The sequence below is a fragment of the Phenylobacterium sp. genome (assembly GCF_031181185.1).
In the GTDB taxonomy this organism is placed as follows: domain Bacteria; phylum Pseudomonadota; class Alphaproteobacteria; order Caulobacterales; family Caulobacteraceae; genus Phenylobacterium.
The window spans coordinates 1-24,333 of sequence record NZ_JAPSKZ010000020.1 but is presented as its reverse complement, the minus strand read 5'-3'; the positions used below and the strand labels follow the sequence as shown (position 1 = coordinate 24,333).

The following is a 24,333-nucleotide window of genomic DNA, read 5'->3' as shown; positions in this document are numbered from 1 at the left end:
ATGCCGGGCCGGTTGCGCCTCGTTAAGGAAACGATCTCGTCCATGAAGTCTCTCGTCACGGGCCACTCGGCGCGTCGCGCGGCCTTGGCCTGCGCCCTCCTCGCCGCCGGCTCGTCGCTCGCGTACGCCCAGGCTCAGGCGCCGGCCGCCCCGGCCCCCGCCGCGCCGCCCGCGGCTCAAGGCCAAGCCCAGGCGCCTGCGCCGCGCTCGGGCATGTCGGAGTCCGTCGCCGCCATCGTTAACGACGAGATCATCTCCACCTACGACCTCGGCCAGCGGATGCGCCTGCTGATCGCCACCTCCGGCGTCCAGCCCACCGAACAGACGCTGCCGCAGTTCCAGCGCGAAGCCCTCGTCAGCCTCGTCGACGAGCATCTGCAGTTCCAGGAGCTGCGCCGCGTCGAGCGCGAGCAGAAGATCGAGATCGTCGCCAGCGACGAGGAGGTCGACGAGGAAATCGCCGGCATGGCGCAGTCCAACAACATGAGCCGCGAGCAGTTCCTGCAGTTCCTGCAGAGCCGCGGCATCGGCGTCGACACGCTTCGTCAGCAGATCCGCGCCCAGATCAGCTGGGCCCGCTGGATCCGTGGCCGCTACGGCTCGCGCCTGCGCATCGGCGACGACCAGATCGCCGCCGCCCAGGCGCGGATGGCCGCCGCCGCCGCCAAGCCGCAGTACCAGATCTCGGAAGTGCTGATCGACGCCAACCGCGTCGGCGGCATGCAACAGGCCATGCAGGGCGCCCAGCAGCTGGTCGCCCAGATGCAGCAGGGCGCGCCCTTCCCGGCCGTGGCCCGCCAGTTCTCGGCCTCGCCGACCGCCGCCGCCGGCGGCGACGCCGGCTGGGTCAGCCAGGGCGAGCTGCCCGCCGAGGTGGAGCAGGTGCTGGAGCAGATGCGTCCGGGCCAGCTCTCCCAGCCAATCCCGGTGCGCGACGGCGTCTACATCCTCTACCTGCGCGACAAGCGCGCCGGCGGGGGCGCCACGCTGGTCAACCTGAAGCAGGCCGCCGTCGCCCTGCCGGCCGGGGCCGACGAGGCCGCCGCCCGCGCCAAGCTCGAGCAGCTCAAGCCGCAGATCACCAGCTGCGAGACCCTCGAGGCCGCCGCCGCCAAGGTCGAGGGCGTGGTGGCCAGCGACCTGGGTGAAGCCGAGCTCGCGGACCTCGCGCCGCAGTTCCGCGACGCCGCCGAGAAGCTCCAGGTGGGCCAGGTCTCCGACCCGATCCGCACCGGCGCCGGCCTCCACCTCGTGGCGGTTTGCGGCCGCCGCGTCGCCGGCGGCCAGAACATGGAGCGCGAGGCCATCGAGAACCGCCTCTACGGTCAGCAGCTTTCGATGATCGCCCGGCGGTACATGCGCGACCTGCGCAACTCCGCCACCATCGAGACGCGGTGACGAGCGGCCCGCTCGCCCTCACGCTTGGCGATCCCGCGGGCGTCGGCCCCGAGATCGTCGCCAAGGCCTGGGCGGCGCTGCGGACGACCGGTCCGGCCTTCTTCGTCGTCGGCGACGCCCAGGCCGTCGCCTCGGCCCCCGGCGTGGGCGCCGGGCCTAACGGGGTAACGGTCCGCGCCATCCACACGCCCGACGAGGCGCTGCGCGCCTTCCCCGACGCCCTGCCGGTGCTCGACCTGCCGCTGAAGGCCGCGGTCGTCGCCGGCCAGCCCTCCGCCGCCGCCGCGCCCGCCGTGATCCGCTGGATCGAGACCGCCGTGGGCCTGGCGTTGTCGAAGACGGTGTCCGGCGTCGTCACCGCCCCCATCGCCAAGGCCCCGCTTTACGAGGCCGGCTTCAAGTTCCCCGGCCACACCGAGTTCCTGGGGGAGCTCACGTCCAAGGCGCCCTTCGACGGCGCCCGCGGGCCGGTGATGATGCTGACCGCCGCCGACCTGCGCGTCACCCTCGTCACTGTCCACGAACCCATCGCCCGCGTACCGGCCGCGCTCTCCATCGAGAAGATCGTCGCCGCCGGCCTCGTCACCGCCCAGTCGCTGCGCCGCGACTTCGGCGTCGAGGCGCCCCGCCTGGCCGTCGCCGGCCTCAACCCCCACGCGGGCGAAAGCGGGGGCATCGGCCGAGAGGAGATCGAGATCGTTGAACCGGCGGTCCGCGCGCTCAAGGACCTCGGCGTCGACGCCCGGGGCCCCTATCCGTCCGACAGCCTGTTCCCGGCCGAGATGCGCGCCACCTATGACGCGGCGCTGTGCATGTTCCACGACCAGGCGCTGATCCCGGTCAAGATGCTCGACTTCTGGGGCGGCGTGAACGTCACGCTTGGCCTGCCCATCGTCCGCACGTCCCCCGACCACGGGACCGCCTTCGACATCGCCGGTCGCGGGATCGCCCGACCCGACAGCCTGATCGCCGCCATCCGTCTCGCCGCCCAGATGGCCGACAAGCGCGCCTGAGGCCGCGCGGAACGAAACCCCGCCGCGCCGTGTTGCCAAGCCTGGGCTTGGGAGAACTGGCGCCATGCGCGACGACCTCGATCGCTATCCGCGGAGCCGGGCGTCCATCGCCGGCCATCCGCTGCACCCGATGGTCATACCGTTTCCGATCACCCTCTTCGTGGCTGCCTTCGCCACGGACGTCGGCTTCCTGGTCACCGGCCGCGAGGGCTGGGCCGCCGCCTCCGTCTGGATGCTGGGCGCCGGCCTGGCGATGGCGGCCCTGGCGGCCGTCCTGGGCCTGATCGACTTCATGGGAGACCGCGCCGTACGGGGCATGCGGCCGGCCTGGCTGCACATGCTGGCCAACGTGATGGCCGTGCTGCTCGAGGCGGTGAACCTCTACATGCGCACGACGCAAGGCGCGACCGAAGCCGTGGCGCCGGCGGGGATCATCCTTTCCGGCGTGGTCGTCCTGCTGCTGGTCTACAGCGGCTGGATGGGCGGCGAGCTGGTCTACAAGCGGCGGGTCGGCGTCGCTGAGCCGTAGCGCGCCACCAGCAGCCCCAGCACGGCCGCGGCGGCGGTGAGGCCCAGCGTCGCGGCGACCCCGGTGCGCGCTCGCCTCGTCATCCGCCAGCCGCCGCTTAGGCGGTAGGCGTCGTAGCTGGGCGCAAACAGGTTGCCGGCGCTCGGCGCCGCCGCCCTGCGCTCCAGCTCCATGCTGTCGGCGGCCGCGCGCACCACCTTTTCGGCGAGCGCGGGAGCGAGCGCGCGACCCGCCACAGCCGGCCGCGCCGACCAGCCGGCGTAGGCCTGCCGCCGTGGACGTTTCGCCAGCCGCACGACCGCTCGACCCACCGTCTCAGGCGGGTGCAACACCCGGAGGGGCCGCACAGCCCGGCCGGTGTAGTTCGCCGCCCGTTGGTAGATAGGGGTGTCGATCGCCGCCGGCAGAACCTCGCACACCCGGATTCCGGGCTGGTCCGCGACTTCGCCCCGCAGACTCTCGGTGAGACCCCGCCCGGCGAACTTCGAGGCCACATAGGCGGACGTATACGGGTGGCCCAGCGCGCCGAGGATCGAGTTGACGTTGATCAGCACGCCCTCGCCCGCCGCCCTGAAACGCCGCAACGCTTCGCGCGAGCCGTTGAGGTAGCCGATCAGGTTCGTGCGGATCACCTGCTCGACGATCTCCGGCGGGGTCTCATCCAGGCGCCCGAACTGCAGCACGCCGGCGTTGTTCACCCAGACGTCGAAGCCTCCGAACGTCCTCACCGCCTCGTCGGCCAGCCGCGCAACGCTGTCCGCGTCCCCGACATCCGTCATGACCACGACGGCCTCGCCGCCCAGCGCCCGGCACTCGGCCGCAACCTCGGCCAGGGCGGTCTCACGCCGCGCCGCCAGCACCAGCCGCGCGCCCTGCCGCGCGAAGTCGTGGGCGATGGCGCGGCCGTTGCCGCTGGAGGCGCCGGTAATGACGACGACGGCGCCGTTCAGGCGTGCGGCACGATTTCTGGACATGGACTCACAACGCCGCGCGGCCGGAACGGTCGCTTGTGATCGCGCGCGCCCTGGGCTTTATCTGCGCCCGCTCCAGACTACGGGAACCGCCGCTTGCCCCTCGACGACCTGCCCACCCTGCGCGAGGCGCTCGAGGCGCATGGCCTATGGGCCAAAAAGTCCTTCGGCCAGCACTTCCTGCTCGACCTCAACATCACCCGCAAGATCGCCCGCCTGGCGGAGGTCGGCGACGGCGATCTGGTGATCGAGGTGGGCCCTGGCCCCGGCGGCCTCACCCGCGCCTTGGTCGAGACCGGCGCCCGCGTCGTAGCCGTCGAGAAGGACGAGCGCTTCCGGCCGCTGCTGGAGGAGGTGGTGCAGGCCGCCGACGGCGGGCTCCACCTGGTGTTCGATGACGCCGTGACGGTCGACGAGGCCGCCTTGGCGCAGGGCCGGCCGGCGCACCTCGTTTCCAATCTGCCCTACAATGTCGGCACGCCCCTGCTCATCAAGTGGCTGACCGGGCCCTGGACGCCCGCCTCGCTGACCCTGATGTTCCAGAAGGAGGTCGCCGACCGCATCACCGCCCCGGCGGGCGACGACGCCTATGGCCGCCTCGGCGTCATCGCCCAGGCGACCTGCGTGGCCCGCCCGGTGCTGGACGTGCCGGCTCGCGCCTTCACCCCGCCGCCCAAGGTCGATTCCGCCGTCGTCCGGCTCGAGCCCCGCGCTGACCGCCCCAGCCCCGAACGCCTGGACGCGCTACAGAAACTCACCGCCGCCGCCTTCGGCCAGCGCCGGAAGATGCTCCGCTCCAGCCTGAAGGTCCTGGGCGGCGAGGCCCTCGTCATGACCGCCGGCCTCGATCCCGCCGCCCGCGCCGAGGTGATCCCCGTCCACGGTTTCCTCGCCCTCGCCGACGCGTGGCTGGCGCAGCGCTAGTCGTTCTCCTCCGGCTCGTCGTGGCCTGGCGGCGTCCAGGCGGGCGGGTCGCTGGCGGGGAAGCTCTCCTCGCCCGCCTCTTCCACGATGTCGAAGTCGTCTTCGTCGTCAGGGATCTTGGGTCCGGTCATGACCCGAGAGTACGCCGTTGCCCTTGCGGGCTCCACCCGATCCAATGGCCGGCAGAATCGGTCGGGGAGCCCGCATGCTGACCCTCCTGGGCGTCGTGGTGGTCGTGGTGGGCTTCGCCGCCCGCCTTAATCCGCTGCTGGTGGTGGTGCTGGCCGCCTTCACCACGGGAATCTTCGCCGGCCTCTCGCCGGTTGAGGTGTTGGAAGCCTTCGGCAAGGCCTTCAACGAGAACAAGTTCATCACCGTCGTCTATCTGGTGCTGCCGATGGTGGGCGTCCTCGAGCGCGCCGGCCTTCAGGAGCGCTGCCGCGCCCTGATCGCGCGGCTGCGCGGCGTTTCGGTCGGGCCCTTCCTGATCGCCTACCTCGCCTTCCGCCAGATCACCTCCGCCATCGGCCTGCACTCCATCGCCGGCCAGGCCCAGAGCATCCGCCCCATCGTCGCCCCCATGGCCGAAGGCGCCGTCGAGGCTCGGCTGCCCGAAGGCGCCGAACTCGACCCCGACACCCGCCAGGCGGTGCGCGCCCAGGCCGCGGCCACCGACAACGTCGGCCTGTTCTTCGGCGAGGACATCTTCATCGCCATCGGCTCGATCCTGCTGATGGTCGGAATCCTGGCCTCCAGCGGCATCACCGTCGACCCCCTGCACCTGTCGCTCTGGGCCATCCCGACCGCCATCGCCGCCTTCCTGATCCACGGCGCCCGCCTGGTCCTCTTCGACCGGCAGATGAAGCGCCGGGCGGGAGACCCGGCATGATCAAGCTCTCCGCCGTCTATGTGCTGGCCGGCCTGCTGTTCGCCGCCTTCGCCGTGCTCAGCGCCGCCGACCGCGCGAACGCCAAGCGGATCGGCAACGCCCTCTTCTGGGGCCTGGTGGCGCTCAGCTTCCTGGCCGGCGATCGCATCGGCGATCTCGGCAACGGGATCCTCGTCCTGGGCCTCGCCCTCCTCGCCGGGTTCGGCCTGCTCGGCCGAAGCGCGCCGGCCACCACCTCCCCCGAGACCCGCCGCGCGCTCTCGGAGCGGTTCGGCGCCAGGCTGTTCATCCCGGCGCTCACCTTGCCCCTGATCGTGGGTCTCGGCGTCTTCGTCATCAAGCAGGTGGAGTTCGGCGGCCAGCCGCTGCTGGACCCGAGACAGGCCACCCTGATCTCCCTGGCCCTGGCCGCCGTCGTCTCCCTCGGCGTCGCGCTGGTGTTGCTGCGCCAGCCGCCGCTCGCCGCCCTGCAGGAGGGCCGCCGTCTGATGGACACCGTCGGCTGGGCCGCGCTGCTGCCGCAGATGCTCGCGGCCCTCGGCGCCGTCTTCGCGCTGGCCGGTGTCGGCGAGCTGATCGGCCAGCTCGTCACGGCCTGGATCCCGCTGGACACGCGACTCGCGGCGGTCGCCGTCTATTGCATCGGGATGGCGGCTTTCACGATGATCATGGGCAACGCCTTCGCGGCCTTCCCGGTCCTCACCGCCGGCGTCGGATTGCCGATCCTTATCAACCGCTTCGGTGGAGATCCTGCGGTGGTCTGCGCGATCGGCATGCTCTCGGGCTTCTGCGGCACGCTGATGACGCCGCTCGCCGCCAACTTCAACCTGGTGCCGCCCGCCCTGCTCGAGTTGCCCGACCGATATGCCGTCATCAAGGCGCAGATCCCTACGGCGCTGCCGGTGCTGATCGTCAATGTGGTGCTGATGCATGTCCTCGCTTTCCGCTGAGCTGGCGTCGTCCTTCGCCCGCATCGCCCTGGGCCACGTCGGCCGGGAGTATCCCAACAAGCTCGACCACGTGCTGGAGGGCCCGCAGGACGCATTGGGCCCCCGCGCCCTGCACCCGATCTTTTACGGCAGCTTCGACTGGCACTCCTGCGTGCACGGCTATTGGACGCTGGCTGTCTGCCTGCGGCTGTTCCCGGACCTCCCCGAGGCGCCGGCGATTCGCGCCCGGTTTGAAGAAGCGTTCACGCCGCAGAACGTCGCCGCCGAGGTGGCCTACCTCGCCCGCCCGTCGTCCCGCGGCTTCGAGCGTCCCTACGGCTGGGGATGGCTGCTCAAGCTGCAAGCCGAGCTGCTGGCCCACGCCGCGCCTTGGGCCGCCACCCTGCAGCCCCTCGCCGACGCCTTCGCCCAGCGCTTCCGCGACTTCCTGCCCGTCGCCGGCTATCCGATCCGCACCGGCGTCCACTCCTCGACCAGCTTCGCCCTCGCGCTATCGGCCGACTACGCCCGCGTGGCGGACCCCGCGCTCCTCGACCTTTTCGCCGCGAAGGCCCGCGCCTGGCACGGCCACGACCGCGACGCCCAGGCGTGGGAACCGTCGCTGGACGAGTTCCTGTCGGCCACTCTGGTCACCGCCGAATGCCTGCGCCGCCTGCTGCCGCCGGACGAGTTCAAGGCCTGGTTCGCCGCCTACCTGCCGCACATCGCCGAACGCCGGCCGGCGACGCTGTTCACGCCCGCCGTGGTCACCGACCGCACCGACGGCAAGATCGTCCACCTCGATGGCCTGAACCTGTCGCGGGCCTGGTGCTGGCGATCGCTCGCCCCGACGCTCTCAGGCCCCGCCCGCGCCGCCGCCGAAGAGGCCGCCCACGTCCACTTGGCCGCCAGCCTGCCCCACGTCGCGGGCGACTACATGGGCGAGCATTGGCTTGCCTCCTTCGCCCTATTGGCCCTCACCGCCTAGCACGGCGTGGGCGGCCTCGGTCAGCGCCCAGCGCGAGCGGCACGAGGCGTCCGCCGCGAGGCGACCGTCCCAGCCGACGAACGCCAGCCAGCCGCGCTCGCCCAAGGCGAAGCAGCGCCGCTCGCGCTGGAAGCCGTCGTCCCGCCGCTCGCCGGCCTCGTACAGCACATTGATCAGCTGCCCCCCGGGCAGCGCCTCGGTCAGGAGGTCCCGGTTCGGGGGCGAGAGGTCTTCGACATTCACGGCCGTGTCCTCGTCTCGCGATGATGCGAGGCGGCAGGAAGCCTTAACCAAACCGTCACGGAAAGCCCCGCTGCAGCACGTCCTGTGGATCGCGGCCCGTTGGCTGGGGATGAAGTCGGAACGCCGCTACTGCAGCGACAGGATCACCGGGAAGGAGCCCTTGTAGGTGCCCGGCGCCGCCGCTTGCGGCACGCCCACCGCGCCCTGCACGGCGACCGAGCCGGTGGCGCGCGCGCCGTAAGCCCCGGGCAGGATCGTCATGGCGCCGGAGGGCGAAAGCTGCAGCACGACCTCCTCGGTCCCGCCGCTGCGCACCAGCTTCAGGCTAGACGGCATGGCGATGTTGAAGCTGTCGCCGGCCACGCCGCTGATCTCGTAGCGCCCGTCGACGGCCTGGGCGGTGAGGCCCGCGGCGCCCGGTCGCATCACCGGACCCACCGACAGTTCGGCTTGCTGGGCCAGCGCGCGCGGATCGATGATGGTCACCGAACCCCGGGCTTCCGCCGATGCCTGCGCCTGCGCGCAGGCCTGGCCCGCCCACAGGCTGACCGCCGCCGTCGCCAGGATCCGGAACGCCCCCATCATACCTTGAGGCTAGCCGTTACGTATTAATACGACAATGACGCGGAACGCCGCGCCCCATATTGAGTTGGTCCGGCCGTTGCAAAGCTTCCGTCACGTCGGGTATCAGGCGAAGCCGCTGTACGTTTTTGGCACAGATCGTCTGGTCAAAACAACTTCAGCTAAGTCTAGGCGCGTCCGGTACCCGTTTAGATAGAGTTTTACTGGGGGTTTCCGTGATCCGGTTTCGGCACATCTTGATGGGAGCGCTTTCGGCCGCGGCCGTGGCCGGTTTCGCCGCGAGCGCGCATGCCCAGGCTTCGGCCAGCCAGTCGACAACGGCCAGCGTCACCATCTTCCGCCCGATCCTGCTCACCAAGGACAGCGATCTGTCCTTCGGCACCATCGTCCGTCCGCTCGCCGGCTCGGGCACGGTGGTCATCTCGCAGACGGACGGCTCGCGCTCGCTGACCGGCAGCGGCGCCCTGCTCAACACCGGCGCGCCGAACACCCAGGCCGCGCCCGGCCGTGCGACCTATACTGTCAGCGGTGAAGGCGGCCAGACCTTCGCGATCACCGTGCCGCCGACCTTCAACATGACCCGGGCGGGGGGCTCGGAGACCATCCAGGTCGACCTCACGCCGACCGCCACCACGGGCACGCTCAGCAATGCTCTGGGTCAGGCTGGGACGGCCACCTTCGGCGTCGGCGGCCAGATCCTGGTCGAGTCCACCACGCCCAGCGGCGCCTACTCCGGCACGTTCACCACGACCGTCGCCTACAACTGACCGCGATGCGTGCGGCCTCCGCGATGCTCACGGCCGCCCTGGCTCTGGGCGGCTGCGTGACCTCGTTCGAGGGCGAGCGCCCGTCCAGCCTCTATGGCCAGCACACCGACGCCGCCGTGGCGCTCTACGGCCCCTGGGACGAAGCCGTGACGCTGGAAGGGAAGCGCTACTACATCTGGCGCCGTCAGGCCGAGACCGCCCAGGGCGTGCGGGTCTGCGAACTGCGCCTCGAGATCACGCCCAGGCACCTGATCGCCCGGCGGCTGGTCCGCGGCTATCCCGAGGCCTGCGACCTCTTCACGGCCCGCTTCGTCCCGGACAAGCGCTAACCGCCGATACGCCGCCGCGAGCCCAGCAGGTCCGTCCAGCGCCAGGCGGCCTGCCCCAGCACCACGCGTGGCGCGCCCGCGCCATCGGCCATCGACAGCAGCACCAGGCCGCGCATCGGCTCCTCCCGGCACGCCTCGGGCGCGAAAGCCACCTCCATGACGATCGCCTGGCGCACGCCCGCTAGGCCCTTGCCCTCCTGGTCCGGACTGCGGATCCAGTCGCCGTTCCAGACCAGCACGGCGCGGCCGCCGGCCCCCGCCTGCCGATGCGCCTGCCCGATCGCGGCCCGCACCTCGGGATCGCGCCGCAGCGCCGCCTGCAGGCGCCTGACCATGTCGCAGCCGCCGCCCTGACCGTCGCCGGCGCCGCTGCCCGTCCCGGCTCCCGCCCCTGAACCCGCCGTCCGCGCGCCGGCCAGCTGCCCCTCGCTGAGCGACGGCATCGGCTGCGGCGCGGGCGCCGGCGCCACGGCCACCCGCAGCGCCTCCACGTGAGGCGGCGGCACGGGCGTCGGCCGCGCCCGCGCCTTCGGCGGCGGCTTGGGCTCGGGCGCAGGCTCGGGCGTCGTGGCGGGCGCCCCGCCGGGGGCCTCGGCATCCTTCGGCTCGGGCGGCGGCGGTGGGATCGGCGGCGGCGCCAGGCTGACCACGATGGGCTCCGGTTCGATCCGCAGCGGCGGGTCGGTCTGGCTCGCGATCAGCACGAACGGGATCGCCGCATGCGCCGCCAGGCTCAGCGCGATCGCCGCCGCGCGCCTTCGCCGCCTCTCCGTCCGTCCGCCCATGCCAGACCCTCACAGCCAGGTTCGGCAGGATCGTGGCGCAGCTCATGGCCAAGTTGCCCTGTTCTCGCCACGGTCGCGTCATGGCGAGGCCATGCGCGCACCTGCACCTTGGCGACGGCGAAGCGCCGTGGGGTGGGGCCTTGCCTAGAAGGAATAGAGATTTGAAAGACGGGAAATTCAGGGCGGTCGCGCTGGGCGGCGCCCTCATCTTCGCGGGCCTGGCGGCCAGCGGCTGCGCCAGCCACCGGTTCGTCCGCGACCAGGTGGGCGTGGTCGACAACCGGGTCACTCAGGTGGAAGGCACCGCCGGCGAGGCCCTCGCCCGGGCGAACGCGGCCCACAAGCTCGCCGAGGGCAAGTTCCTCTACCAGGTCGTCCTGTCGGACGACTCGGTGAAGTTCCCGGTCGACCGGCACGCCCTGTCGCCCGAGGCCGAGGCGCGCCTCAACGAGTTCGCCGAGCGGCTCAAGAGCGAGAACCGCAATGTGTACCTCGAGATCCAGGGCCACACCGACGCCACGGGTCCCGAGGCCTACAACGACCAGCTGGGCGAGGCCCGCGCCGAAGCGGTCCGCAAGTACCTCAGCAAGGCCGGCGTCGCGCTGAACCGCATGGGCACGATCTCCTACGGCGAGGAAGCCCCGGTCGCACCGAACGACACGGCGGAAGGTCGGGCTCAGAACCGCCGGGTGGCGATCATCGTCCTGAGCTAGGCCGCGCGCGGCGGCTCCTCTCAGCCGGGGCCGCCGCGTGTCCGTCGCTAGGCGACGCCACGGGCGTCGCCGTCCTCCGCGTGGTTGCGGCCGTCGCCGTCCAGCGCGTCGGCCTGCGCCCGCAGTTCGGCGGCGCGCGCGGTCAGTCGCGCCTTGTCCGGCGCGTAGCTGACGATCTTCGCCAGGAATTCGGCGGCCGCGGCCTGTTTGCGGAGGTCTTCTGGGGTCACGGCTGCCACAACCGCCCCGTGCGGCCCGTGGTTCCTACGGCCCCGCCGCCGCTCATTCCCCCTCCTGGAAGCTCCGCCGCTCCCCCGCCACCTTTAGCTCGGTGTGATAGCCGCTCTCGCGCAGGGTCTTGGCGGTCTCGCTCGCCAGCGCCTCGGCGTCCCGCTTGCGCCTGGCCAGGGCCATCACCTCGCCGTCGGCGCTCACGCCCCACTGTTTGCCGCAGCGGACGACCGAGAGGCTGACCTGAGGCATCGTAGCTCCTGGACCTGGCGGAGCCGGTCTCGGACCCGCCCGCACCAACCGGAGGCGGCGCCCCGTGTTCCCGCTGCCGGCGTGTTGTCCACAGGGCGACACCACATGTCTCCGGCCTGCGTTGCGCAGATCCTGGCAACGCGAAGAGGCTCCGAGCGCCCGGTGGCGGCGTCGCGGACGCTTCACTCCGCGCCCCTGCTGATCTTCGCCGCGGACTGGCGCCGCGCACGCCTTCCCTATAGAGCCGTGCCCGGGGGGACCACGTGCCACAGACTGAGCTGCCGGCGAGCTTCACGCTCGATGCGAACCTTCGCTTCCTCACCGCCAACGACGCCCTGCTCGCGATCCTCGGCAAGGACCGGGACGAGCTCATCGGCCGGCGGTACGACGAACTGTGGCCGGACGCCGTCGGCTCCGAGGGCCACGAGACGCTCCTGCGCGCGCTGCGCACGCTTCAGCCGCAGAAGGTGCGGATCTTCTCCACGCCGCTGCAGCGGCAGCTCGACGCCGAGGTGCACGCGCTCGCCGGCGGGCTGCAGGTGATGTTCCTGCCCGTCTCGGAAGCGGCGGACTAGGCCTCCGGCCGCCGCTGCTCCTCTTCCTGCTCGCCGGCGATGGCCAGCTCGGGATGCTTGCTGATCAGCGCCGCGCGGTCGCGCGCCAGCTTCTCCCAGTGCTCCGCCATCTCCAGCATCTGGGCGCGTTGCGCCGGAGAGCTCATCTGCGCCGCCAGAGCGCGGCACTCCTCGGCGTGCTGCCGGTACTCGGAAGCCTTCTTCATATCGGCTCGATGCCTGAACCTGCGCGCGGCGCAAGCTTGGCCGCGCAGGAACGGCCGCTCGTGACCGTCGTTCGCGGGATTTTGGCCGCTTTTGCGCCTCCCGTCCCGCGAACCCGCGTTTGGCGTAACGCGTTCTTCCAACTGGCCGCTCAACCTGCCTCGCGGTCCATGAACACGGCCAGCTGGGCGTCGAACGCCCGCCGGTACGCGGGCCGCGCCTTCCCGCGCGCCACATAGGCCGCCAGGTTCGGGTGCTCGTCGACGAGGCTCGTGTCCTCCAGCCTGCGCAGCACCATCACTATCATCAGGTCGCCGGCGGAAAAGGCGCCGTCCAGCCACTCGGCCCCGCCCAGCCGGCGCGACAGCGCCTTCAGCCGCGTCCGCACCCGACCCTCCATCAGTGGCACGCGCGCCGCGTGCCACGGCCGGTCGCCCTCGGCGTATTCCATCTGCTCCAGCTCCACGATCGGCGGCTCCACGGTGTTCAGCGCCGCGAACAGCCAGGCGATCGCCCGCGCGCGGGCGTTCGGCTCGTCCGGCAACAGGCCCGGATGCCGCTGCGCGATGTGCAGGACGATGGCCCCCGTCTCGAACAGGACGAGCTCGCCTTCCTGATAGGTCGGGATTTGCCCGAACGGATGCCGCGCCAGGTGCGCCGGCTGCTTCATCTCGGCGAACGAGACCAGTTGCACGTCGTATGGCTGGCCCGCTTCCTCGAGCGCCCAGCGCACGCGCATGTCCCGCGCCAGCCCCCGCCCCTCGTCGGGCGAGGCTTCGAAGGCGGTGATGGTGGGGATGCTCGGCATCGTCTCGCTCCAGGCTGCTCCTGTCCCGAGGACGATTGCGACGCGCGCTTGCCGACAGTCTCCCGGACGGTTTTAGGATGGCGGCCCTTGCCGGAGTTCGCCGCGCACAAACCGATGACCAAGCACCGCATCTACACGACCAGCTTCGCCAGCGTTTACCCGCACTATGTGGCCAAGGCCGAGAAGAAGGGGCGCAGCAAGGCCGAGGTCGACCAGATCATCCTCTGGCTGACCGGCTACGGTCAGGAGCAGCTCGACGCCCGCCTCGCCGACAAGACCGACTTCGAGACCTTCTTCGCCCAGGCCCCGCGCCTGAACCCCGCCCGCGCCAACATCACCGGCGTCGTCTGCGGCGTCCGCGTCGAGGCGATCGAGGACCCGCTGATGCGCGAGATCCGCTACCTCGACAAGCTCATCGACGAACTCGCCAAGGGCAAGGCGATGGAGAAGATCCTGCGAAGCTGACCGTCGGCCGGCCGGGCGATGCGGCGCCGTTCGGTCGCGCCGACGCCGCCGCGGCTAGCCTCCGCGCAGGTGTCGCTCCACGTCTTCACTGCCGCCGATGCGCTGGCCGTCGATGAACACCTGAGGCGTGGTGGCGACGCCCTGCTCTTCCTGAAAGCGATCCACCTCCTCGCGGGTGGTCAGCACCTTGTCATCGACTTCGTAGCCGGCGTCCTCCAGCAGCGCCTTGGCGCGCACGCCAAAGGGACACGTGTGGTCCGGCAGCACCATCCGGTAGACGGTCGCGCGGTTCGGCATCGGGGGCAGCCTTCCTGATCTGGGATTTGGCAGGGTCGGATTTCGAACCACCTCCCGCCCGAGGAAGTTGCCGCTCGCCTCATTTAAGCGACCCGACGGCCGACATTTTCCCGGTCAGGACCGCCAAGCCGATCCAGCTGCGCAGCCAGCAGGCGGCGCTCTACTCCCGCAACAGCCCCTGGACGAAGCCCGGCAGCCAGGGGTTCCGGCCCGGCTTGATCCGCTCGGCGCGGTAGATGTGGCCGAGGTCGGCGTAGGCGCGGTCGAAGTTCTTGTTCACGATCACGTAGTCGTACTCGCCCCAGTGGGTGATCTCCTCGCGTCCCAGCCGCAGCCGGGCCTCGATCACCTCTTCGCTGTCCTGGGCGCGGGCCCGCAGGCGGCGTTCCAGGTCGCTCCACACCGGCGGAAGGATGAACACGCGCACCGCGTCGTCGGGCTGCTTCTCGGCGATCTGCTTGGCGCCTTGCCAGTCGATGTCGAACAGCACGTCGTGGCCGCCTTCCAGCGCCTCGATCACCGGCTTCTTGGGCGTGCCGTAGTAGTTGCCGTTGACGATCGCCCACTCCAGGAACTCGCCGCGCTCGATCATCGCCTCGAACTCTTCGCGAGTCTTGAAGTAGTACTCGCGGCCCTCTTCCTCGCCGGGCCGTGGCGGTCGGGTCGTGGCTGAGATGGACAGCCGAAGCTCCGAATGATCGGCCACCAGCCGTCGGGACAGCGACGTCTTGCCGGCCCCTGCCGGGCTCGAGATCAGGAGCAGCAGCCCGCGCCGGATCGTCTCCCACGGGCGCGAATGTTCGTCAGCGGCGCTCACCGGTCCCTACTCCACATTCTGCACCTGCTCGCGGAACTGCTCGATGGTGGCCTTCAGGTCCAGTCCCGTGGCGGTCAGGGCCGAAAGCTGCGACTTCGAGCACAGCGTATTGGCCTCGCGCATGAACTCCTGGGTCAGGAAGTCGAGCCGGCGTCCGACGGCGCCGTCCGAGGCCAGCAGCCCGCGCGCCGCCTCCACGTGACCCGCCAGGCGGTCCAGCTCCTCGCGGACGTCGGCCTTCACCGCCATGGCGGCGGCCTCCTGCACGATCCGCTCCTCGGTGACCGCCTCGCCCGCCAACTCCTTCATGCGCGCCTCGAAGCGGGCCTTTATCGCCGCCGGCTGGCCCGCGGCCTCGTCACCCGCGCGCGCGGTCAGTTCGGCGATGCGGTCGAGCTGGCCGGTCAGCACGGCCAGCAGCTGGGTCCCTTCCTGGCGGCGCGCGGCCAGCAGCCCCTCCAGCGCGGCCCCGATCGAGGCGGCGATGGCCGCTTCCAGCGCCGCCATGGCCTCCGGGTCCTGCTCGGCGTCATCGGCCTCGACCACGCCTTTCAGCGCCAGCAGCCCGTCCAGGCTGGGCGGCGCGGCGCGTCCGGTTTCCACTAGCGGCCGGCCGGCGTCGAGATAGCGCTCGAGCGCCTCGAGATTAATCCTCACGGCGCCCGCGGCCTCGGCCTTCTTGGCCTGGACGCCCACGGTCACCTGCCCCCGCTGGAACCGCGCCTGGGCGCCTTCCCGGGCGGCCCGTTCCAGGCCATCGAACCCGGGCGGACCGCGGAACCGAACCTCCAGGTTCCGCCCGTTGACGCTCCGCGCCTCGGCCGCCCACGACCAGGCTCCCAGCGCCCCCTCCGCCCGGCCGAAGCCGGTCATGCCGCTGATCGCCATTCAGCGTCCTCCCGCTGCGGCCGCGGCCGCCCGCTGCCGTTCCACCGCCCGCCACCGCGCCACGTTGCGCTGGTGCTCTTCGAACGTCGCGGCGAACACGTGCCCGCCCGTCCCGTCGGCCACGAAGAACAGCTCGTTGGTCTTCGGCGGGTTCAACACCGCCTCCAGCGAGGCGCGGCCCGGATTGGCGATCGGCGTCGGGGGCAGGCCGTCGATCCGGTAGGTGTTGTAGGGCGTGGCCGCCGCCACTTCCGACGCGAGCAGGCCCCGGCCCAGGGGCCGCCCCTTCGAGATGCCGTAGATGATGGTGGGGTCGCTCTCGAGCCGCATGCCCTGGCGCATCCGGTTGACGAACACCGCCGCCACGCGCGGCCGCTCGGCCGCCACGCCGGTCTCCTTCTCGACGATGGAGGCCAGGATCACCGCCTCGTCCACCGTGTCGAACGGCAGGCCTGGCTGGCGCTTGGGCCACAACTCGGCCAGCAGTTCGTCGCGCGCCTTGCGCATCCGGGCGATCACCTCGCTGCGGTCGTCGCCCCGCTGCACCTGGTAGGTGTCAGGCAGAAGCGAGCCCTCGGGCGGCGGGGTCGCAAGGCCGGTCAGCACGGGCTGGCGGTTCACCGCCTCTGCGGCCATCTCGCTGGTCCAGCCCTCGGGGATCGTGACCATGTGGCGGACCACCTTGCCCGCGCGAATGTCGGCCAGCACCTTCGCCATGGGGGCCCGAGACGCGAACTCGTATTCGCCGGCCTTCAGCTCGGAGGCTGCCCCCGTCATTCGGGCCATCACGGTGAACAGGCCGGCCGAACTGATCGCCCCCGCCTCCTCCAGCGTCCCCGCGATCTCGGACAGGCCCGAGCCGCGCTCCAGGACGACGACCGTCACCGGCCCGTCCTTGGCCGCCGGTCCGGGTCCGCGGTAGCTCCACAGCCCCGCCAGCACCAGCAGCGCCGCCAGGACCGCCGCGCCCAGCGCGGCCAGCCCCAGCGTGCGGCGGCTCAGGCGGCGGCCCCGGCTCACGCGTACTTCTTGAAGATCACCGCGGCGTTGGTGCCGCCGAAGCCGAAGCTGTTCGACATGGCCACGTCGATCTTCATCGGCTTGGCCTTGTGCGGCACGAGGTCCAGCGCGGTCTCGACGTCGGGGTTGTCCAGGTTGATCGTCGGCGGCGCGATCTGGTCGCGGATGGCCAGGATCGAGAACGCCGCCTCCAGCGCGCCGGCGGCGCCCAGCAGGTGGCCGGTCATCGACTTGGTCGAGCTCATCGCCTTGCCGGGCGCCGAATTGCCCAGCAGCCGCTCCACGGCGCCGAGTTCGATGCCGTCGGCCATGGTCGAGGTGCCATGCGCGTTGACGTAGTCGATGTCGGCCGGCTGCAGGCCGGCGTCCTTCAGGGCCGCCTTCATGGCCCGGAAGCCGCCGTCGCCGTCCTCGACCGGGGCGGTGATGTGGAAGGCGTCGCCCGAAAGGCCGTAGCCCGCCACCTCGGCGTAGATCTTCGCGCCGCGGGCCTTGGCGTGCTCCAGCTCTTCGAGCACCAGGATCGCCGCGCCCTCGCCCATCACGAACCCGTCGCGGTCCTTGTCGTAGGGCCGGCTGGCCTTCTCGGGCGTGTCGTTGAACGCCGTGGCCATGGCGCGGCAGGCGATGAAGCCCGCGATGCCCACCGGCACGACGCTGGCCTCGGCCCCGCCGCAGATCATCACATCGGCGTCGCCGTACTTGATCAGCCGGGCGGCGTCGCCGATCGCGTGGGCCCCGGTGGCGCAGGCCGTGACGACGGCGTGGTTCGGCCCCTTGAAGCCGTACTTGATCGACACCTGGCCGCTGACCAGGTTGATCAGCGCCGAGGGGATGAAGAACGGGCTGACCCGGCGGGGGCCCTTCTCGTGCAGCTCGATGGCCGTCTCGGCGATGGTGCCGAGGCCGCCGATGCCCGAGCCGATCATCACGCCGGTGCGCTCGCGGCTCTCCTCGTCCTCGGGCGTCCAGCCGGCGTCGCGCACGGCCTCGTCGGCCGCCGCAATGCCATAGAGGATGAAGTCATCGACCCGCCGGCGGTCCTTGGCCGACATGGTGGCGTCCGGGTCGAAGCTGCCTTCGACGTCGGGCCCGCCGCCGCCGCGGCCGTCCACCCGCGGCACCTCGCAGGCGACCTGGCAGGCGTAGTCGGTCGTGTCAAAGGCGGTGATCTTCCCCGCCCCGGACGTGCCGGCCAGGATCTTCTTCCAAGTCAGCTCGGTTCCCTGGCCCAGCGGGCTCAGGATGCCGATGCCGGTGACGACCACTCGACGCATGGGCGACCCTCAAATGAAAACCGCCGCGGACTCCGGTTCAGGGAAGCCGCGGCGGTCGAATTCTCGAACGATCCGAGCGCCTTAGGCGCCGAGCCGCTCCTGGATGAACTTCACGGCGTCGCCGACGGTCTGGATGTGCTCCGCAGCGTCGTCCGGGATCTCGATGTCGAACTCTTCTTCGAAGGCCATCACCAGCTCGACGTTGTCGAGGCTGTCGGCGCCCAGGTCGTCGATGAAGCTGGCCTTCTCGGTGACCTTCTCGGGATCGGCGTCGAGGTGCTCGATGACGATCTTACGGACGCGTTCAAGGACGTCGGACATTAGTTAGGTCCCTCAGGGCTTAGTCAGGTGCTTGCATCGACGACGGCGACTTCGAAGTCAACCGCCGCATTTGGTGATCAGAGTTGGCGGGGCCGTAGCATGTTCCTCACGAGTTTGGCGAGCCTCAGATCATCACCATCCCGCCATTCACGTGCAGGGTCTGACCCGTGACGTAACCCGCCTCTTCGCTGGCCAGGTAAACGCAGGCGGCCGCGATCTCGCTCCCCGCGCCCAGGCGCTGGGCGGGAATCGTCGACAGGATCTGCGTCTTCTGCTGCTCGTTGAGCGCGTCCGTCATCGGGCTCTCGATGAAGCCGGGGGCGACGCAGTTCACAGTGATTCCCCGCGTCGCCACTTCCTGGGCCAGGGCCTTGGAGAAGCCGATCATCCCGGCCTTGGAGGCGGCGTAGTTCGCCTGACCGGGATTGCCCGTAACCCCCACGACCGAGGTGATGGCGATGATCCGGCCGGACCGGCGCTTCATCATGCCCTTCACCGCCGCGCGCGAGAGCCGGAAGTAGCTCTCCAGGTTCACCTTCAGGACCGCTTCCCAGTCCTCGTCCTTCATGCGCAGCAGTAGGCCGTCCTTGGTGATGCCGGCGTTGGCCACCAGGATGTCGATCGGATTGCCCGCCGCGGCTTCCGCCGCCCCGATCAGGCCGTCCACGGCGGCGGCGTCCGAGAGGTTGGCCGGCGCGATCGACGCCCGCTCGCCCAGCGCGCCCGCCAGCTCCTGCAGCACCGCCTCGCGGGTGCCCGACAGCACCACATGCGCGCCCTGGGCGTGCAGGGCCTTCGCGATCTCGGCGCCGATGCCGCCGGTGGCGCCGGTGACGAGGGCGGTCTTTCCGGTCAGGTCGAACATCTCGTCTTTCCCTTAGAGCGTCTTGGCGAAGGCTTCGAGGTCGGCGGGCGCGTTCAGCGGGACCGCCTCGGCGTCGGGCGCGATCCGCTTGACCATGCCCGACAGCACCTTGCCGGCGCCGGCCTCGGCGAAGCGGGTCACCCCGCCCTCGCCGGCCATCCACTGGACGCTTTCGCGCCAGCGCACGCGGCCGGTCACCTGTTCCACCAGCAGCCGGCGGATCGCTTCCGGATCGTTCGTCGGACGCGCCGTGACGTTCGCGACGACCGGCGCGCGGGGCGCCACGATGGTCGCCGCCGCGAGGGCCTCGGCCATCTCGTCGGCCGCCGGCTGCATCAGCGGACAGTGGAAGGGCGCCGACACGTTCAGCGGGATCGCCCGCGCGCCCAGCTCCTTGGCCTTCTCGATGGCCTTGTCGACCGCGGCCTTGTCGCCGGAGATGACGACGTTGCCCTGGTTGTTGTCGTTCGCCACGACGCAGACGCCGGCTTCCGAGCCTGCCTTGGCCGCCTCTTCCGCCAGCGCCAGGTCGGTCTTGGGCCCGATCAGCGAGGCCATGGCCCCCTGCCCCACCGGCACGGCCCGCTGCATCGCCTGGCCGCGCAGCTTCAGGAGCCGCGCGGTGTCGGCCAGGCTGATCGCGCCGGCCGAGGCCAGAGCCGAATATTCTCCCAGGCTGTGGCCGGCCACGAACGCGGCCTTGTCCACAGCGACGCCGAACTCGCGCTCCAGCGTCCGCATCACCGCCACCGAGACGGCCATCAGCGCCGGCTGGGCGTTCTCGGTCAGGGTCAGCTGGTCCTCGGGCCCATCGCGCATCAGGGCGGACAGCTTCTGCTTCAGCGCCTCGTCCACCTCTTCGAACACTTCGCGGGCGGTCTTGAAGGCTTCCGCGAGGTCGGCGCCCATGCCGACGGCCTGGCTGCCCTGTCCGGGGAAGAGGAAGGCGAGGCTCATGAGGAGGCTCCGCTCACTGTTTGATTCCGAGGCGCGAGGGTTAGGGGATTAGGCTAGGCTGGACAAGAACGTGGCCGACAAGAGCCGCCAGCTCCGAGGGAAAACGCATGAGGGCCGTCGTCCGCCGCAACAAGCAGCTGGTCTGCGACGAGATACCGGAACTCGAGCCCGAGTCCGGCCAGGTGCTGGTGCGGACGCTGGCCTGCGGCATCTGCGGCTCAGACCTGCACGCCCTGCACCACATGGAGCACATGATCGATCTGTCGAAGCGCGCGGGCGCCCCCGACAACGGCTTCGATCCGCGCGCCGACACCGTCTTTGGCCACGAGTTCTGCGCCGAGATCCTCGACCATGGTCCGGGCTCGGCCAAGACGCTGAAGGCCGGGACCCGCGTGGTGAGCGTGCCGGCGGTGATGAGCGCCACGGGCGTCGAGCTCCTGGGCTTCTCCAACCGCCTGCCCGGCGGCTTCGCCGAGCGGATGGTCCTCTCCGAAGGCCTCGTGCTGGAAGTGCCGAACGGCCTGCCGACCGAGCACGCCGCCATGACCGAGCCCTTCGCCGTCGGCCTGCACGCCGTGGCCAAGGCGCGCCTGGAGCCGAAGTCGGTCTCCCTGGTCGTCGGCTGCGGCCCGGTCGGCCTCGCCGTCATCGCCGCGCTCAAGGCTCAGGGCCACGGACCGGTCATCGCCGCCGACTTCTCGCCTCGCCGCCGCGCGGCCGCCGAGCGTCTGGGCGCCGACATTGTCATCGACCCCGCCGTCCAAAGCCCGCACGACCGCTGGGAAGCCCTGGGCGTCCCAAAGACCCGCGCCGCCCAGCAGATGGTGCAGATGATGGGCGGAGCCTTCGCCCGTCCCGTCGTCTTCGAGTGCGTCGGGGCGCCCGGCGTGCTGCAGGCGCTGATCGAGGCCGCGCCGGCCGGCGCCCAGGTGGTCGTGGCGGGCGTCTGCATGGAGACCGACCGCATCGAGCCCTCCATGGCCATCACCAAGGAGATCGAGCTCACCTTCGTCTTCGGCTACTCGCCCGAGGAGTTCGCCCTGACCCTGCGCCACCTGGCCGAAGGCATCATCGACGTGTCTCATCTCGTCACAGGCACGGTCGGGCTGGACGGTGTGGCGGACGCGTTCACGGCCCTGGGCGATCCCGAGGCGCACGTGAAGATCCTTGTGACGCCCTAAGGCTGCCCGGCCGAGGCGACCGTCGGCGACTGGCTCCGGCGGTAGGCCTCCACCGCCTGACGGTAGGCCGGCGTGTCCTGGCCGTCGGTCGGGCCGATGTAGAAGCCCAGCCTCGCCAGCTTCTTCTGCGCCTCCGCCACCGTCGTCGCGCCGGGGATCAGCACCGTCTCCTCGACGTCGGCGCCCGGCCGGAAGCTCGTCGCCATCCGCTCGGCGCTAGCCATCTCCCGCGGCGACAGCCGGGCCTCCAGGGCGACCGCCCGCTCGCGCGCCTTCAGGTCGCCGGCGTTGGCCGCCACCTGGAACCAGCGGTAGGCCTCCACCAGGTTGCGGTCCACGCCCGCGCCCGTTTCGTACAGCAGGCCGAGGTTGAACTGAGAATCCGCTACGCCGGCGCTGGCCGAGCGCTTGAACAGCCTGGCCGCCATGACGTCGTCGCGCGGCCCCCCGCGGCCCTGCAGGTAGTAGAGCGCCAGGTTGTGCAGCGCCACCGGATCGCCGGCGTCGGCGGCCCGGGCGGTCCAGCGGCGCGCCTCCGCGCTGTCCGCCGCCACGCCCTTGCCGGTCTCGTAAAGCTTGGCCAGGTACATCTGCGCCCGCGGCAGGCCCGCCTCGGCCAGCGCGCGCAGCCGCCCGACCGCGCCCGGCTTGCCCGCCTCGGCGTCCCCGATCGCCGCCGCCAGCGCCTTCTGGGCGTCGGGACCGATCGCCGGCCCGGCCGGCGCCGCCGGCGCGAACTCGTCGGCCTCGGCGAACCTGGGCGGCGCGATCAGGATCGGCCCGCGCAGCACCACCTCCGGCCCCGCCTCGGCCGCGGGTTCGTCCCCCGCCAGCGGCGGCTCCAGCACCACGGCCAGGGTGGCCAGGCCCAGGCACGCCACGCCGGCCGACAGCAGCAGGGCCGCCGATCGCGAGCCCCGCCGCGACCTTACGGTCTCCGGCGCGGCGCCCCGCACCGGCTCCGGTCGCCGCTCGGCCGCCGCCAGCAGCCGCGCGACCTCGTCCCCGCGCCGCGTCTCGGCGGCCGCGATCTGCGCCGCCAGGGCGCCCGCCAGGCGTTCGTCCCGATCCGCCGCCGCCGCTTCCCAGCGCGCCAGACGCCCGGCCACGGCGGTCAGCGCACGCACGACCTCGGCCTCGGCTTCCGCCACCCGCGCGTCCAGCCGCGCGGCCGCATCGCGCAGCTCGCGATCGACGGCGCGCAGGGCGTCGGCTCGCTCCCGGTCCGCACGGTCGAGCCGGGCGTCCAGCCCTCGCGCCATCGCCCCGACCTCGTCGGCCAGGGCCGCTACGCCCGCCGCCGCCCGCCGCTGCTCGGCCAGCACCGTCTCGGCGCTCGCGCGCACGCGTAAAGGATCTTCTGCGGCCGTGAGGGATGCGGAGAGCTCGCCTAGCGCCGCGTCCGCCCGCCCCTCGGCCTGTGCGACATGCTGGCGCAGTCGGTCGAACAGGCCGCGCAGCGCCGCACGGTCGGCGCTGGGGCCGCCTGTCGCCTCGCTGTCCAATCCGTTCGCCAATATAGCGCCCCCGGCTCGAAGGGTGTTCGGCGGCCGCGCCGCGCCCCACGCTCCGAAAGTCTTTCAGACCCTGCGCACTATACTGCGCCCGGGCCTGCGAAATCCTTTACCACCATCCGCATGGTCCTGCATGCGGCCAGATCGTCTCAGCGTCCGCTAACCCGTTTTGAGTAGCCCCGCGCGGACTACGGCGTTCTGCAAAACCCTCCCAGCGGCTATCAACTTGGGTCGAGGCAGAGAGTCCGGCAGGTTCCCCGTCGCAGAGCCGCAGGAGAAAAACACCTATGGCGGGAATTCGATACAACCATAGCGCTTCTTTACAGCTGATGCGCCAATTTGACCCGCTGCTAATCTTGGCCCCTTGCGGCAGTTAACCGCCGGCTTACCGTATTTATACTAGTCTGACACAAAGAAGCCGGGATCAAACTTGACAGCTGGGTAGCGTGGCCGTAGAGCGGCGCCTTGGCTAACGCTCGGTTAAAAGAAGAATACAACCGCACGTTTACTTGAGGCCGGAATTGCCCGCGACGCGGGTTGGCGCCGGGTTTGCGGGACGACGTTCGGACGAGTTCCACCGCGTACCATTTCGACACACCATCCTCCCTGGGGGCTGATAAAATGAACATCCGTAATCTCCTCGTCGCTACGGCGGCGATCTCCGCTATTGCCGGCGCCGCCTTCGCTCAGGCGAGCGACACCGTCGACGCCAAGGCCAAGTTCGTTGCGGCCGGCTCGGTCACCAACGGCACTGACCTGGACTTCGGCACCCTGACCGTGCCGACCGGCGAGGGCAGCTCCGTGACGGTCGTCGCGGCCGCCGCCGCAGACGGCACGGCGACCCGCTCGGTGTCCGGCGCCGGCGGCGTGGCCTTGGTTGGCGGTACGGCCGCCGCCACGGCGGCCACCTTCACCCTCGGCGCCGTCGCGGATGCCGGTGTGACCCTGGACGTCTCGGCGACGACTACGACGGGCTACAACTTGCAGGTCGGCAACATCGTGGGCGACAGCGGTTGCCCGGACGCCGCAGACGGCGAGTTCGACATGGTGGCCGCCAGCTGCGTTGTCGCCGTGGGCGCTTCCATGGATGTGCCTGCCACCGCCACCGGCGAGGTGACGGTCGGCACCATCACGGCCGAGTTGGTCTACCAGTAAACCGATCCACCGGGCGGGCGCCTCCCGCGTCCGCCCGGCATCGCCTCTCGAGTCCTAAGCCCATGAAGCGAGCGATCATCCTGGCGGCTGCGTCCGTCGCATTCGCCGCCTGCTTCGCTCAGGGGGCGCTCAGCGCGACGGCCACGGCCCGCGCCATCACCACCTTCGTGCGGCCCGCCGGGATCACCCTTGGCCCCGGCCTGACCATGCCTGCCGTCTCGGTCGCGCCCGTCACCCCATCCCGCCTCAACGGCTCCGGCGTCGGAGTCCAGACCGGCTCCTCCTCGGGCGCCGTGGGCAACGCGCGGTTAACGATTCGTGGCCAACCTGGGGACGTAGTCTCGACGACCGTACCCGAGAGCTTTACGGTCGTCCGCAGCGGGGGCCAGGAAACCTTGATCGTCAAGACCAACACCAATGCCGAGTACCAGGTCGGCATGGGCGGC

General features: G+C 71.1%; 33 protein-coding genes. 15 read left to right on the top strand and 18 right to left on the bottom strand.

The genetic code is table 11. The features are described from left to right. The first annotated feature begins 42 nt into the window (after positions 1-42). The 3 genes from RIF93_RS04085 (at position 43) to RIF93_RS04075 (ending at position 2,940) form a co-directional block, all read left to right on the top strand. Positions 43-1,398 (top strand): peptidylprolyl isomerase, encoded by a 1,356-nt coding sequence (locus RIF93_RS04085; RefSeq protein WP_309088714.1) that lies wholly within the window; start codon positions 43-45, stop codon positions 1,396-1,398. Further along, on the top strand, positions 1,395-2,411 hold the full coding sequence (gene pdxA, locus RIF93_RS04080; RefSeq protein ID WP_309088712.1) for a 4-hydroxythreonine-4-phosphate dehydrogenase PdxA: 1,017 nt from the start codon (positions 1,395-1,397) through the stop codon (positions 2,409-2,411). Before RIF93_RS04085 ends, pdxA begins: the two co-directional genes overlap by 4 nt. Positions 2,412-2,475: 64 nt before the next feature. After that, the gene (locus RIF93_RS04075) at positions 2,476-2,940 is read left to right on the top strand and encodes a DUF2231 domain-containing protein (RefSeq protein WP_309088710.1); all 465 of its coding nucleotides are present in this window, start codon (positions 2,476-2,478) and stop codon (positions 2,938-2,940) included. On the opposite strand, the gene RIF93_RS04070 is transcribed toward RIF93_RS04075, so the two are convergent. Then, positions 2,907-3,914 (bottom strand): SDR family oxidoreductase, encoded by a 1,008-nt coding sequence (locus tag RIF93_RS04070; protein ID WP_309088708.1) that lies wholly within the window; start codon positions 3,912-3,914, stop codon positions 2,907-2,909. The genes RIF93_RS04075 and RIF93_RS04070 overlap by 34 nt on opposite strands. A gap of 93 nt (positions 3,915-4,007) precedes the next feature. Between RIF93_RS04070 and rsmA the strand changes: the two genes are divergently transcribed. Beyond that, a complete protein-coding gene (gene rsmA / locus RIF93_RS04065; RefSeq protein WP_309088707.1) occupies positions 4,008-4,835 on the top strand; it encodes a 16S rRNA (adenine(1518)-N(6)/adenine(1519)-N(6))-dimethyltransferase RsmA in 828 nt (275 codons plus the stop codon). On the opposite strand, the gene RIF93_RS04060 is transcribed toward rsmA, so the two are convergent. After that, positions 4,832-4,966 (bottom strand): hypothetical protein, encoded by a 135-nt coding sequence (locus tag RIF93_RS04060; protein ID WP_309088705.1) that lies wholly within the window; start codon positions 4,964-4,966, stop codon positions 4,832-4,834. The two genes, rsmA and RIF93_RS04060, sit on opposite strands and share 4 nt — an antisense overlap. Before the next feature lie 74 nt (positions 4,967-5,040). Between RIF93_RS04060 and RIF93_RS04055 the strand changes: the two genes are divergently transcribed. From RIF93_RS04055 to RIF93_RS04045, 3 genes are read left to right on the top strand one after another with little or no spacing between them, the layout of a single operon-like run. Further along, complete coding sequence (locus RIF93_RS04055) at positions 5,041-5,724, top strand: DUF969 domain-containing protein (RefSeq protein ID WP_309088703.1); 684 nt, start codon at positions 5,041-5,043, stop codon at positions 5,722-5,724. Continuing rightward, the gene (locus RIF93_RS04050) at positions 5,721-6,674 is read left to right on the top strand and encodes a DUF979 domain-containing protein (RefSeq protein ID WP_309088702.1); all 954 of its coding nucleotides are present in this window, start codon (positions 5,721-5,723) and stop codon (positions 6,672-6,674) included. The genes RIF93_RS04055 and RIF93_RS04050 overlap by 4 nt, the downstream gene beginning before the upstream one ends. Next, positions 6,655-7,641: a DUF2891 domain-containing protein gene (locus RIF93_RS04045; RefSeq protein WP_309088701.1), complete on the top strand. Its 987-nt coding sequence runs from the start codon at positions 6,655-6,657 to the stop codon at positions 7,639-7,641. Before RIF93_RS04050 ends, RIF93_RS04045 begins: the two co-directional genes overlap by 20 nt. Here the strand turns inward: RIF93_RS04045 and RIF93_RS04040 are convergent. Both RIF93_RS04040 and RIF93_RS04035 read right to left on the bottom strand, forming a co-directional pair. After that, positions 7,621-7,884, bottom strand: a complete 264-nt coding sequence (locus tag RIF93_RS04040; protein WP_309088699.1) for a hypothetical protein — start codon at positions 7,882-7,884, stop codon at positions 7,621-7,623. The two genes, RIF93_RS04045 and RIF93_RS04040, sit on opposite strands and share 21 nt — an antisense overlap. Before the next feature lie 126 nt (positions 7,885-8,010). Next, the gene (locus tag RIF93_RS04035) at positions 8,011-8,469 is read right to left on the bottom strand and encodes a DUF4402 domain-containing protein (protein ID WP_309088697.1); all 459 of its coding nucleotides are present in this window, start codon (positions 8,467-8,469) and stop codon (positions 8,011-8,013) included. Positions 8,470-8,705: 236 nt separating this feature from the next. On the opposite strand from RIF93_RS04035, the gene RIF93_RS04030 reads away from it, so the two are divergent. Continuing rightward, positions 8,706-9,233 carry a DUF4402 domain-containing protein gene (locus RIF93_RS04030; protein WP_309088695.1) on the top strand — a complete coding sequence of 176 codons (528 nt, stop codon included), beginning with the start codon at positions 8,706-8,708 and terminating at the stop codon, positions 9,231-9,233. A 5-nt stretch (positions 9,234-9,238) separates the two neighbouring features. Beyond that, positions 9,239-9,562 carry a hypothetical protein gene (locus RIF93_RS04025; protein WP_309088693.1) on the top strand — a complete coding sequence of 108 codons (324 nt, stop codon included), beginning with the start codon at positions 9,239-9,241 and terminating at the stop codon, positions 9,560-9,562. Here the strand turns inward: RIF93_RS04025 and RIF93_RS04020 are convergent. Continuing rightward, positions 9,559-10,347, bottom strand: coding sequence for a hypothetical protein (locus tag RIF93_RS04020; RefSeq protein ID WP_309088691.1), 789 nt, complete (start codon positions 10,345-10,347; stop codon positions 9,559-9,561). The genes RIF93_RS04025 and RIF93_RS04020 overlap by 4 nt on opposite strands. Positions 10,348-10,508: 161 nt before the next feature. Between RIF93_RS04020 and RIF93_RS04015 the strand changes: the two genes are divergently transcribed. Further along, entirely contained in the window at positions 10,509-11,060 is a 552-nt protein-coding gene (locus RIF93_RS04015) for an OmpA family protein (protein ID WP_309088689.1), read from the top strand. Positions 11,061-11,107: 47 nt separating this feature from the next. On the opposite strand, the gene RIF93_RS04010 is transcribed toward RIF93_RS04015, so the two are convergent. Continuing rightward, positions 11,108-11,290, bottom strand: coding sequence for a hypothetical protein (locus RIF93_RS04010; RefSeq protein WP_309088687.1), 183 nt, complete (start codon positions 11,288-11,290; stop codon positions 11,108-11,110). Positions 11,291-11,342: 52 nt separating this feature from the next. Then, positions 11,343-11,543 (bottom strand): hypothetical protein, encoded by a 201-nt coding sequence (locus RIF93_RS04005; protein WP_309088685.1) that lies wholly within the window; start codon positions 11,541-11,543, stop codon positions 11,343-11,345. A gap of 263 nt (positions 11,544-11,806) precedes the next feature. On the opposite strand from RIF93_RS04005, the gene RIF93_RS04000 reads away from it, so the two are divergent. Beyond that, positions 11,807-12,118, top strand: a complete 312-nt coding sequence (locus RIF93_RS04000) for a PAS domain-containing protein (RefSeq protein ID WP_309088683.1) — start codon at positions 11,807-11,809, stop codon at positions 12,116-12,118. Here the strand turns inward: RIF93_RS04000 and RIF93_RS03995 are convergent. Together RIF93_RS03995 and RIF93_RS03990 are read right to left on the bottom strand one after the other, a co-directional pair. Then, positions 12,115-12,324 carry a hypothetical protein gene (locus RIF93_RS03995; protein ID WP_309088681.1) on the bottom strand — a complete coding sequence of 70 codons (210 nt, stop codon included), beginning with the start codon at positions 12,322-12,324 and terminating at the stop codon, positions 12,115-12,117. The genes RIF93_RS04000 and RIF93_RS03995 overlap by 4 nt on opposite strands. Before the next feature lie 149 nt (positions 12,325-12,473). Beyond that, entirely contained in the window at positions 12,474-13,130 is a 657-nt protein-coding gene (locus tag RIF93_RS03990; protein ID WP_309088679.1) for a glutathione S-transferase family protein, read from the bottom strand. A 114-nt stretch (positions 13,131-13,244) separates the two neighbouring features. Between RIF93_RS03990 and RIF93_RS03985 the strand changes: the two genes are divergently transcribed. Next, entirely contained in the window at positions 13,245-13,595 is a 351-nt protein-coding gene (locus RIF93_RS03985) for a DUF2200 domain-containing protein (protein ID WP_309088678.1), read from the top strand. A gap of 54 nt (positions 13,596-13,649) precedes the next feature. On the opposite strand, the gene RIF93_RS03980 is transcribed toward RIF93_RS03985, so the two are convergent. From RIF93_RS03980 to fabD, 8 genes are all read right to left on the bottom strand, one after another. After that, positions 13,650-13,892, bottom strand: coding sequence for a glutaredoxin domain-containing protein (locus RIF93_RS03980; protein WP_309088676.1), 243 nt, complete (start codon positions 13,890-13,892; stop codon positions 13,650-13,652). Between the two features lie 160 nt (positions 13,893-14,052). Beyond that, positions 14,053-14,709, bottom strand: coding sequence for a guanylate kinase (gmk, locus tag RIF93_RS03975; RefSeq protein WP_309088674.1), 657 nt, complete (start codon positions 14,707-14,709; stop codon positions 14,053-14,055). A gap of 6 nt (positions 14,710-14,715) precedes the next feature. Beyond that, positions 14,716-15,597: a YicC/YloC family endoribonuclease gene (locus RIF93_RS03970; RefSeq protein ID WP_309088672.1), complete on the bottom strand. Its 882-nt coding sequence runs from the start codon at positions 15,595-15,597 to the stop codon at positions 14,716-14,718. Then, positions 15,598-16,617: an endolytic transglycosylase MltG gene (gene mltG, locus RIF93_RS03965; protein WP_309088670.1), complete on the bottom strand. Its 1,020-nt coding sequence runs from the start codon at positions 16,615-16,617 to the stop codon at positions 15,598-15,600. Further along, on the bottom strand, positions 16,614-17,894 hold the full coding sequence (gene fabF, locus RIF93_RS03960; protein ID WP_309088668.1) for a beta-ketoacyl-ACP synthase II: 1,281 nt from the start codon (positions 17,892-17,894) through the stop codon (positions 16,614-16,616). Before fabF ends, mltG begins: the two co-directional genes overlap by 4 nt. An 81-nt stretch (positions 17,895-17,975) precedes the next feature. After that, entirely contained in the window at positions 17,976-18,215 is a 240-nt protein-coding gene (locus RIF93_RS03955; RefSeq protein ID WP_012522113.1) for an acyl carrier protein, read from the bottom strand. Between the two features lie 124 nt (positions 18,216-18,339). Beyond that, a complete protein-coding gene (fabG, locus tag RIF93_RS03950) occupies positions 18,340-19,080 on the bottom strand; it encodes a 3-oxoacyl-[acyl-carrier-protein] reductase (protein ID WP_309088665.1) in 741 nt (246 codons plus the stop codon). Positions 19,081-19,092: 12 nt separating this feature from the next. Then, positions 19,093-20,037, bottom strand: a complete 945-nt coding sequence (fabD, locus tag RIF93_RS03945; RefSeq protein WP_309088663.1) for an ACP S-malonyltransferase — start codon at positions 20,035-20,037, stop codon at positions 19,093-19,095. 107 nt (positions 20,038-20,144) lie between these two features. Between fabD and RIF93_RS03940 the strand changes: the two genes are divergently transcribed. Beyond that, entirely contained in the window at positions 20,145-21,218 is a 1,074-nt protein-coding gene (locus tag RIF93_RS03940; RefSeq protein ID WP_309088661.1) for a zinc-binding dehydrogenase, read from the top strand. Here RIF93_RS03940 and RIF93_RS03935 read toward each other — a convergent pair. Beyond that, a complete protein-coding gene (locus RIF93_RS03935) occupies positions 21,215-22,723 on the bottom strand; it encodes an SEL1-like repeat protein (protein ID WP_309088660.1) in 1,509 nt (502 codons plus the stop codon). The genes RIF93_RS03940 and RIF93_RS03935 overlap by 4 nt on opposite strands. A 630-nt stretch (positions 22,724-23,353) precedes the next feature. Between RIF93_RS03935 and RIF93_RS03930 the strand changes: the two genes are divergently transcribed. Both RIF93_RS03930 and RIF93_RS03925 read left to right on the top strand, forming a co-directional pair. Beyond that, on the top strand, positions 23,354-23,887 hold the full coding sequence (locus RIF93_RS03930) for a DUF4402 domain-containing protein (protein WP_309088658.1): 534 nt from the start codon (positions 23,354-23,356) through the stop codon (positions 23,885-23,887). A gap of 62 nt (positions 23,888-23,949) precedes the next feature. Beyond that, positions 23,950-24,333 (top strand): hypothetical protein (locus tag RIF93_RS03925; RefSeq protein ID WP_309088656.1); only part of this gene is annotated, 384 nt, incomplete at its 3' end.

Excerpts from the sequence above, each read along its gene's own strand:
- RIF93_RS04085 (WP_309088714.1), top strand. The coding sequence starts at position 43 with ATGAAGTCTCTCGTCACGGGCCACTCGGCGCGTCGCGCGGCCTTGGCC.
- RIF93_RS04075 (WP_309088710.1), top strand. The coding sequence starts at position 2,476 with ATGCGCGACGACCTCGATCGCTATCCGCGGAGCCGGGCGTCCATCGCC.
- RIF93_RS04070 (WP_309088708.1), bottom strand. The coding sequence starts at position 3,914 with ATGTCCAGAAATCGTGCCGCACGCCTGAACGGCGCCGTCGTCGTCATT.
- RIF93_RS04060 (WP_309088705.1), bottom strand. The coding sequence starts at position 4,966 with ATGACCGGACCCAAGATCCCTGACGACGAAGACGACTTCGACATCGTG.
- RIF93_RS04055 (WP_309088703.1), top strand. The coding sequence starts at position 5,041 with ATGCTGACCCTCCTGGGCGTCGTGGTGGTCGTGGTGGGCTTCGCCGCC.
- RIF93_RS04050 (WP_309088702.1), top strand. The coding sequence starts at position 5,721 with ATGATCAAGCTCTCCGCCGTCTATGTGCTGGCCGGCCTGCTGTTCGCC.
- RIF93_RS04045 (WP_309088701.1), top strand. The coding sequence starts at position 6,655 with ATGTCCTCGCTTTCCGCTGAGCTGGCGTCGTCCTTCGCCCGCATCGCC.
- RIF93_RS04035 (WP_309088697.1), bottom strand. The coding sequence starts at position 8,469 with ATGATGGGGGCGTTCCGGATCCTGGCGACGGCGGCGGTCAGCCTGTGG.
- RIF93_RS04030 (WP_309088695.1), top strand. The coding sequence starts at position 8,706 with ATGGGAGCGCTTTCGGCCGCGGCCGTGGCCGGTTTCGCCGCGAGCGCG.
- RIF93_RS04025 (WP_309088693.1), top strand. The coding sequence starts at position 9,239 with ATGCGTGCGGCCTCCGCGATGCTCACGGCCGCCCTGGCTCTGGGCGGC.
- RIF93_RS04020 (WP_309088691.1), bottom strand. The coding sequence starts at position 10,347 with ATGGGCGGACGGACGGAGAGGCGGCGAAGGCGCGCGGCGGCGATCGCG.
- RIF93_RS04005 (WP_309088685.1), bottom strand. The coding sequence starts at position 11,543 with ATGCCTCAGGTCAGCCTCTCGGTCGTCCGCTGCGGCAAACAGTGGGGC.
- RIF93_RS03995 (WP_309088681.1), bottom strand. The coding sequence starts at position 12,324 with ATGAAGAAGGCTTCCGAGTACCGGCAGCACGCCGAGGAGTGCCGCGCT.
- RIF93_RS03990 (WP_309088679.1), bottom strand. The coding sequence starts at position 13,130 with ATGCCGAGCATCCCCACCATCACCGCCTTCGAAGCCTCGCCCGACGAG.
- RIF93_RS03985 (WP_309088678.1), top strand. The coding sequence starts at position 13,245 with ATGACCAAGCACCGCATCTACACGACCAGCTTCGCCAGCGTTTACCCG.
- RIF93_RS03980 (WP_309088676.1), bottom strand. The coding sequence starts at position 13,892 with ATGCCGAACCGCGCGACCGTCTACCGGATGGTGCTGCCGGACCACACG.
- RIF93_RS03970 (WP_309088672.1), bottom strand. The coding sequence starts at position 15,597 with ATGGCGATCAGCGGCATGACCGGCTTCGGCCGGGCGGAGGGGGCGCTG.
- fabF (WP_309088668.1), bottom strand. The coding sequence starts at position 17,894 with ATGCGTCGAGTGGTCGTCACCGGCATCGGCATCCTGAGCCCGCTGGGC.
- RIF93_RS03955 (WP_012522113.1), bottom strand. The coding sequence starts at position 18,215 with ATGTCCGACGTCCTTGAACGCGTCCGTAAGATCGTCATCGAGCACCTC.
- fabG (WP_309088665.1), bottom strand. The coding sequence starts at position 19,080 with ATGTTCGACCTGACCGGAAAGACCGCCCTCGTCACCGGCGCCACCGGC.
- fabD (WP_309088663.1), bottom strand. The coding sequence starts at position 20,037 with ATGAGCCTCGCCTTCCTCTTCCCCGGACAGGGCAGCCAGGCCGTCGGC.
- RIF93_RS03940 (WP_309088661.1), top strand. The coding sequence starts at position 20,145 with ATGAGGGCCGTCGTCCGCCGCAACAAGCAGCTGGTCTGCGACGAGATA.
- RIF93_RS03930 (WP_309088658.1), top strand. The coding sequence starts at position 23,354 with ATGAACATCCGTAATCTCCTCGTCGCTACGGCGGCGATCTCCGCTATT.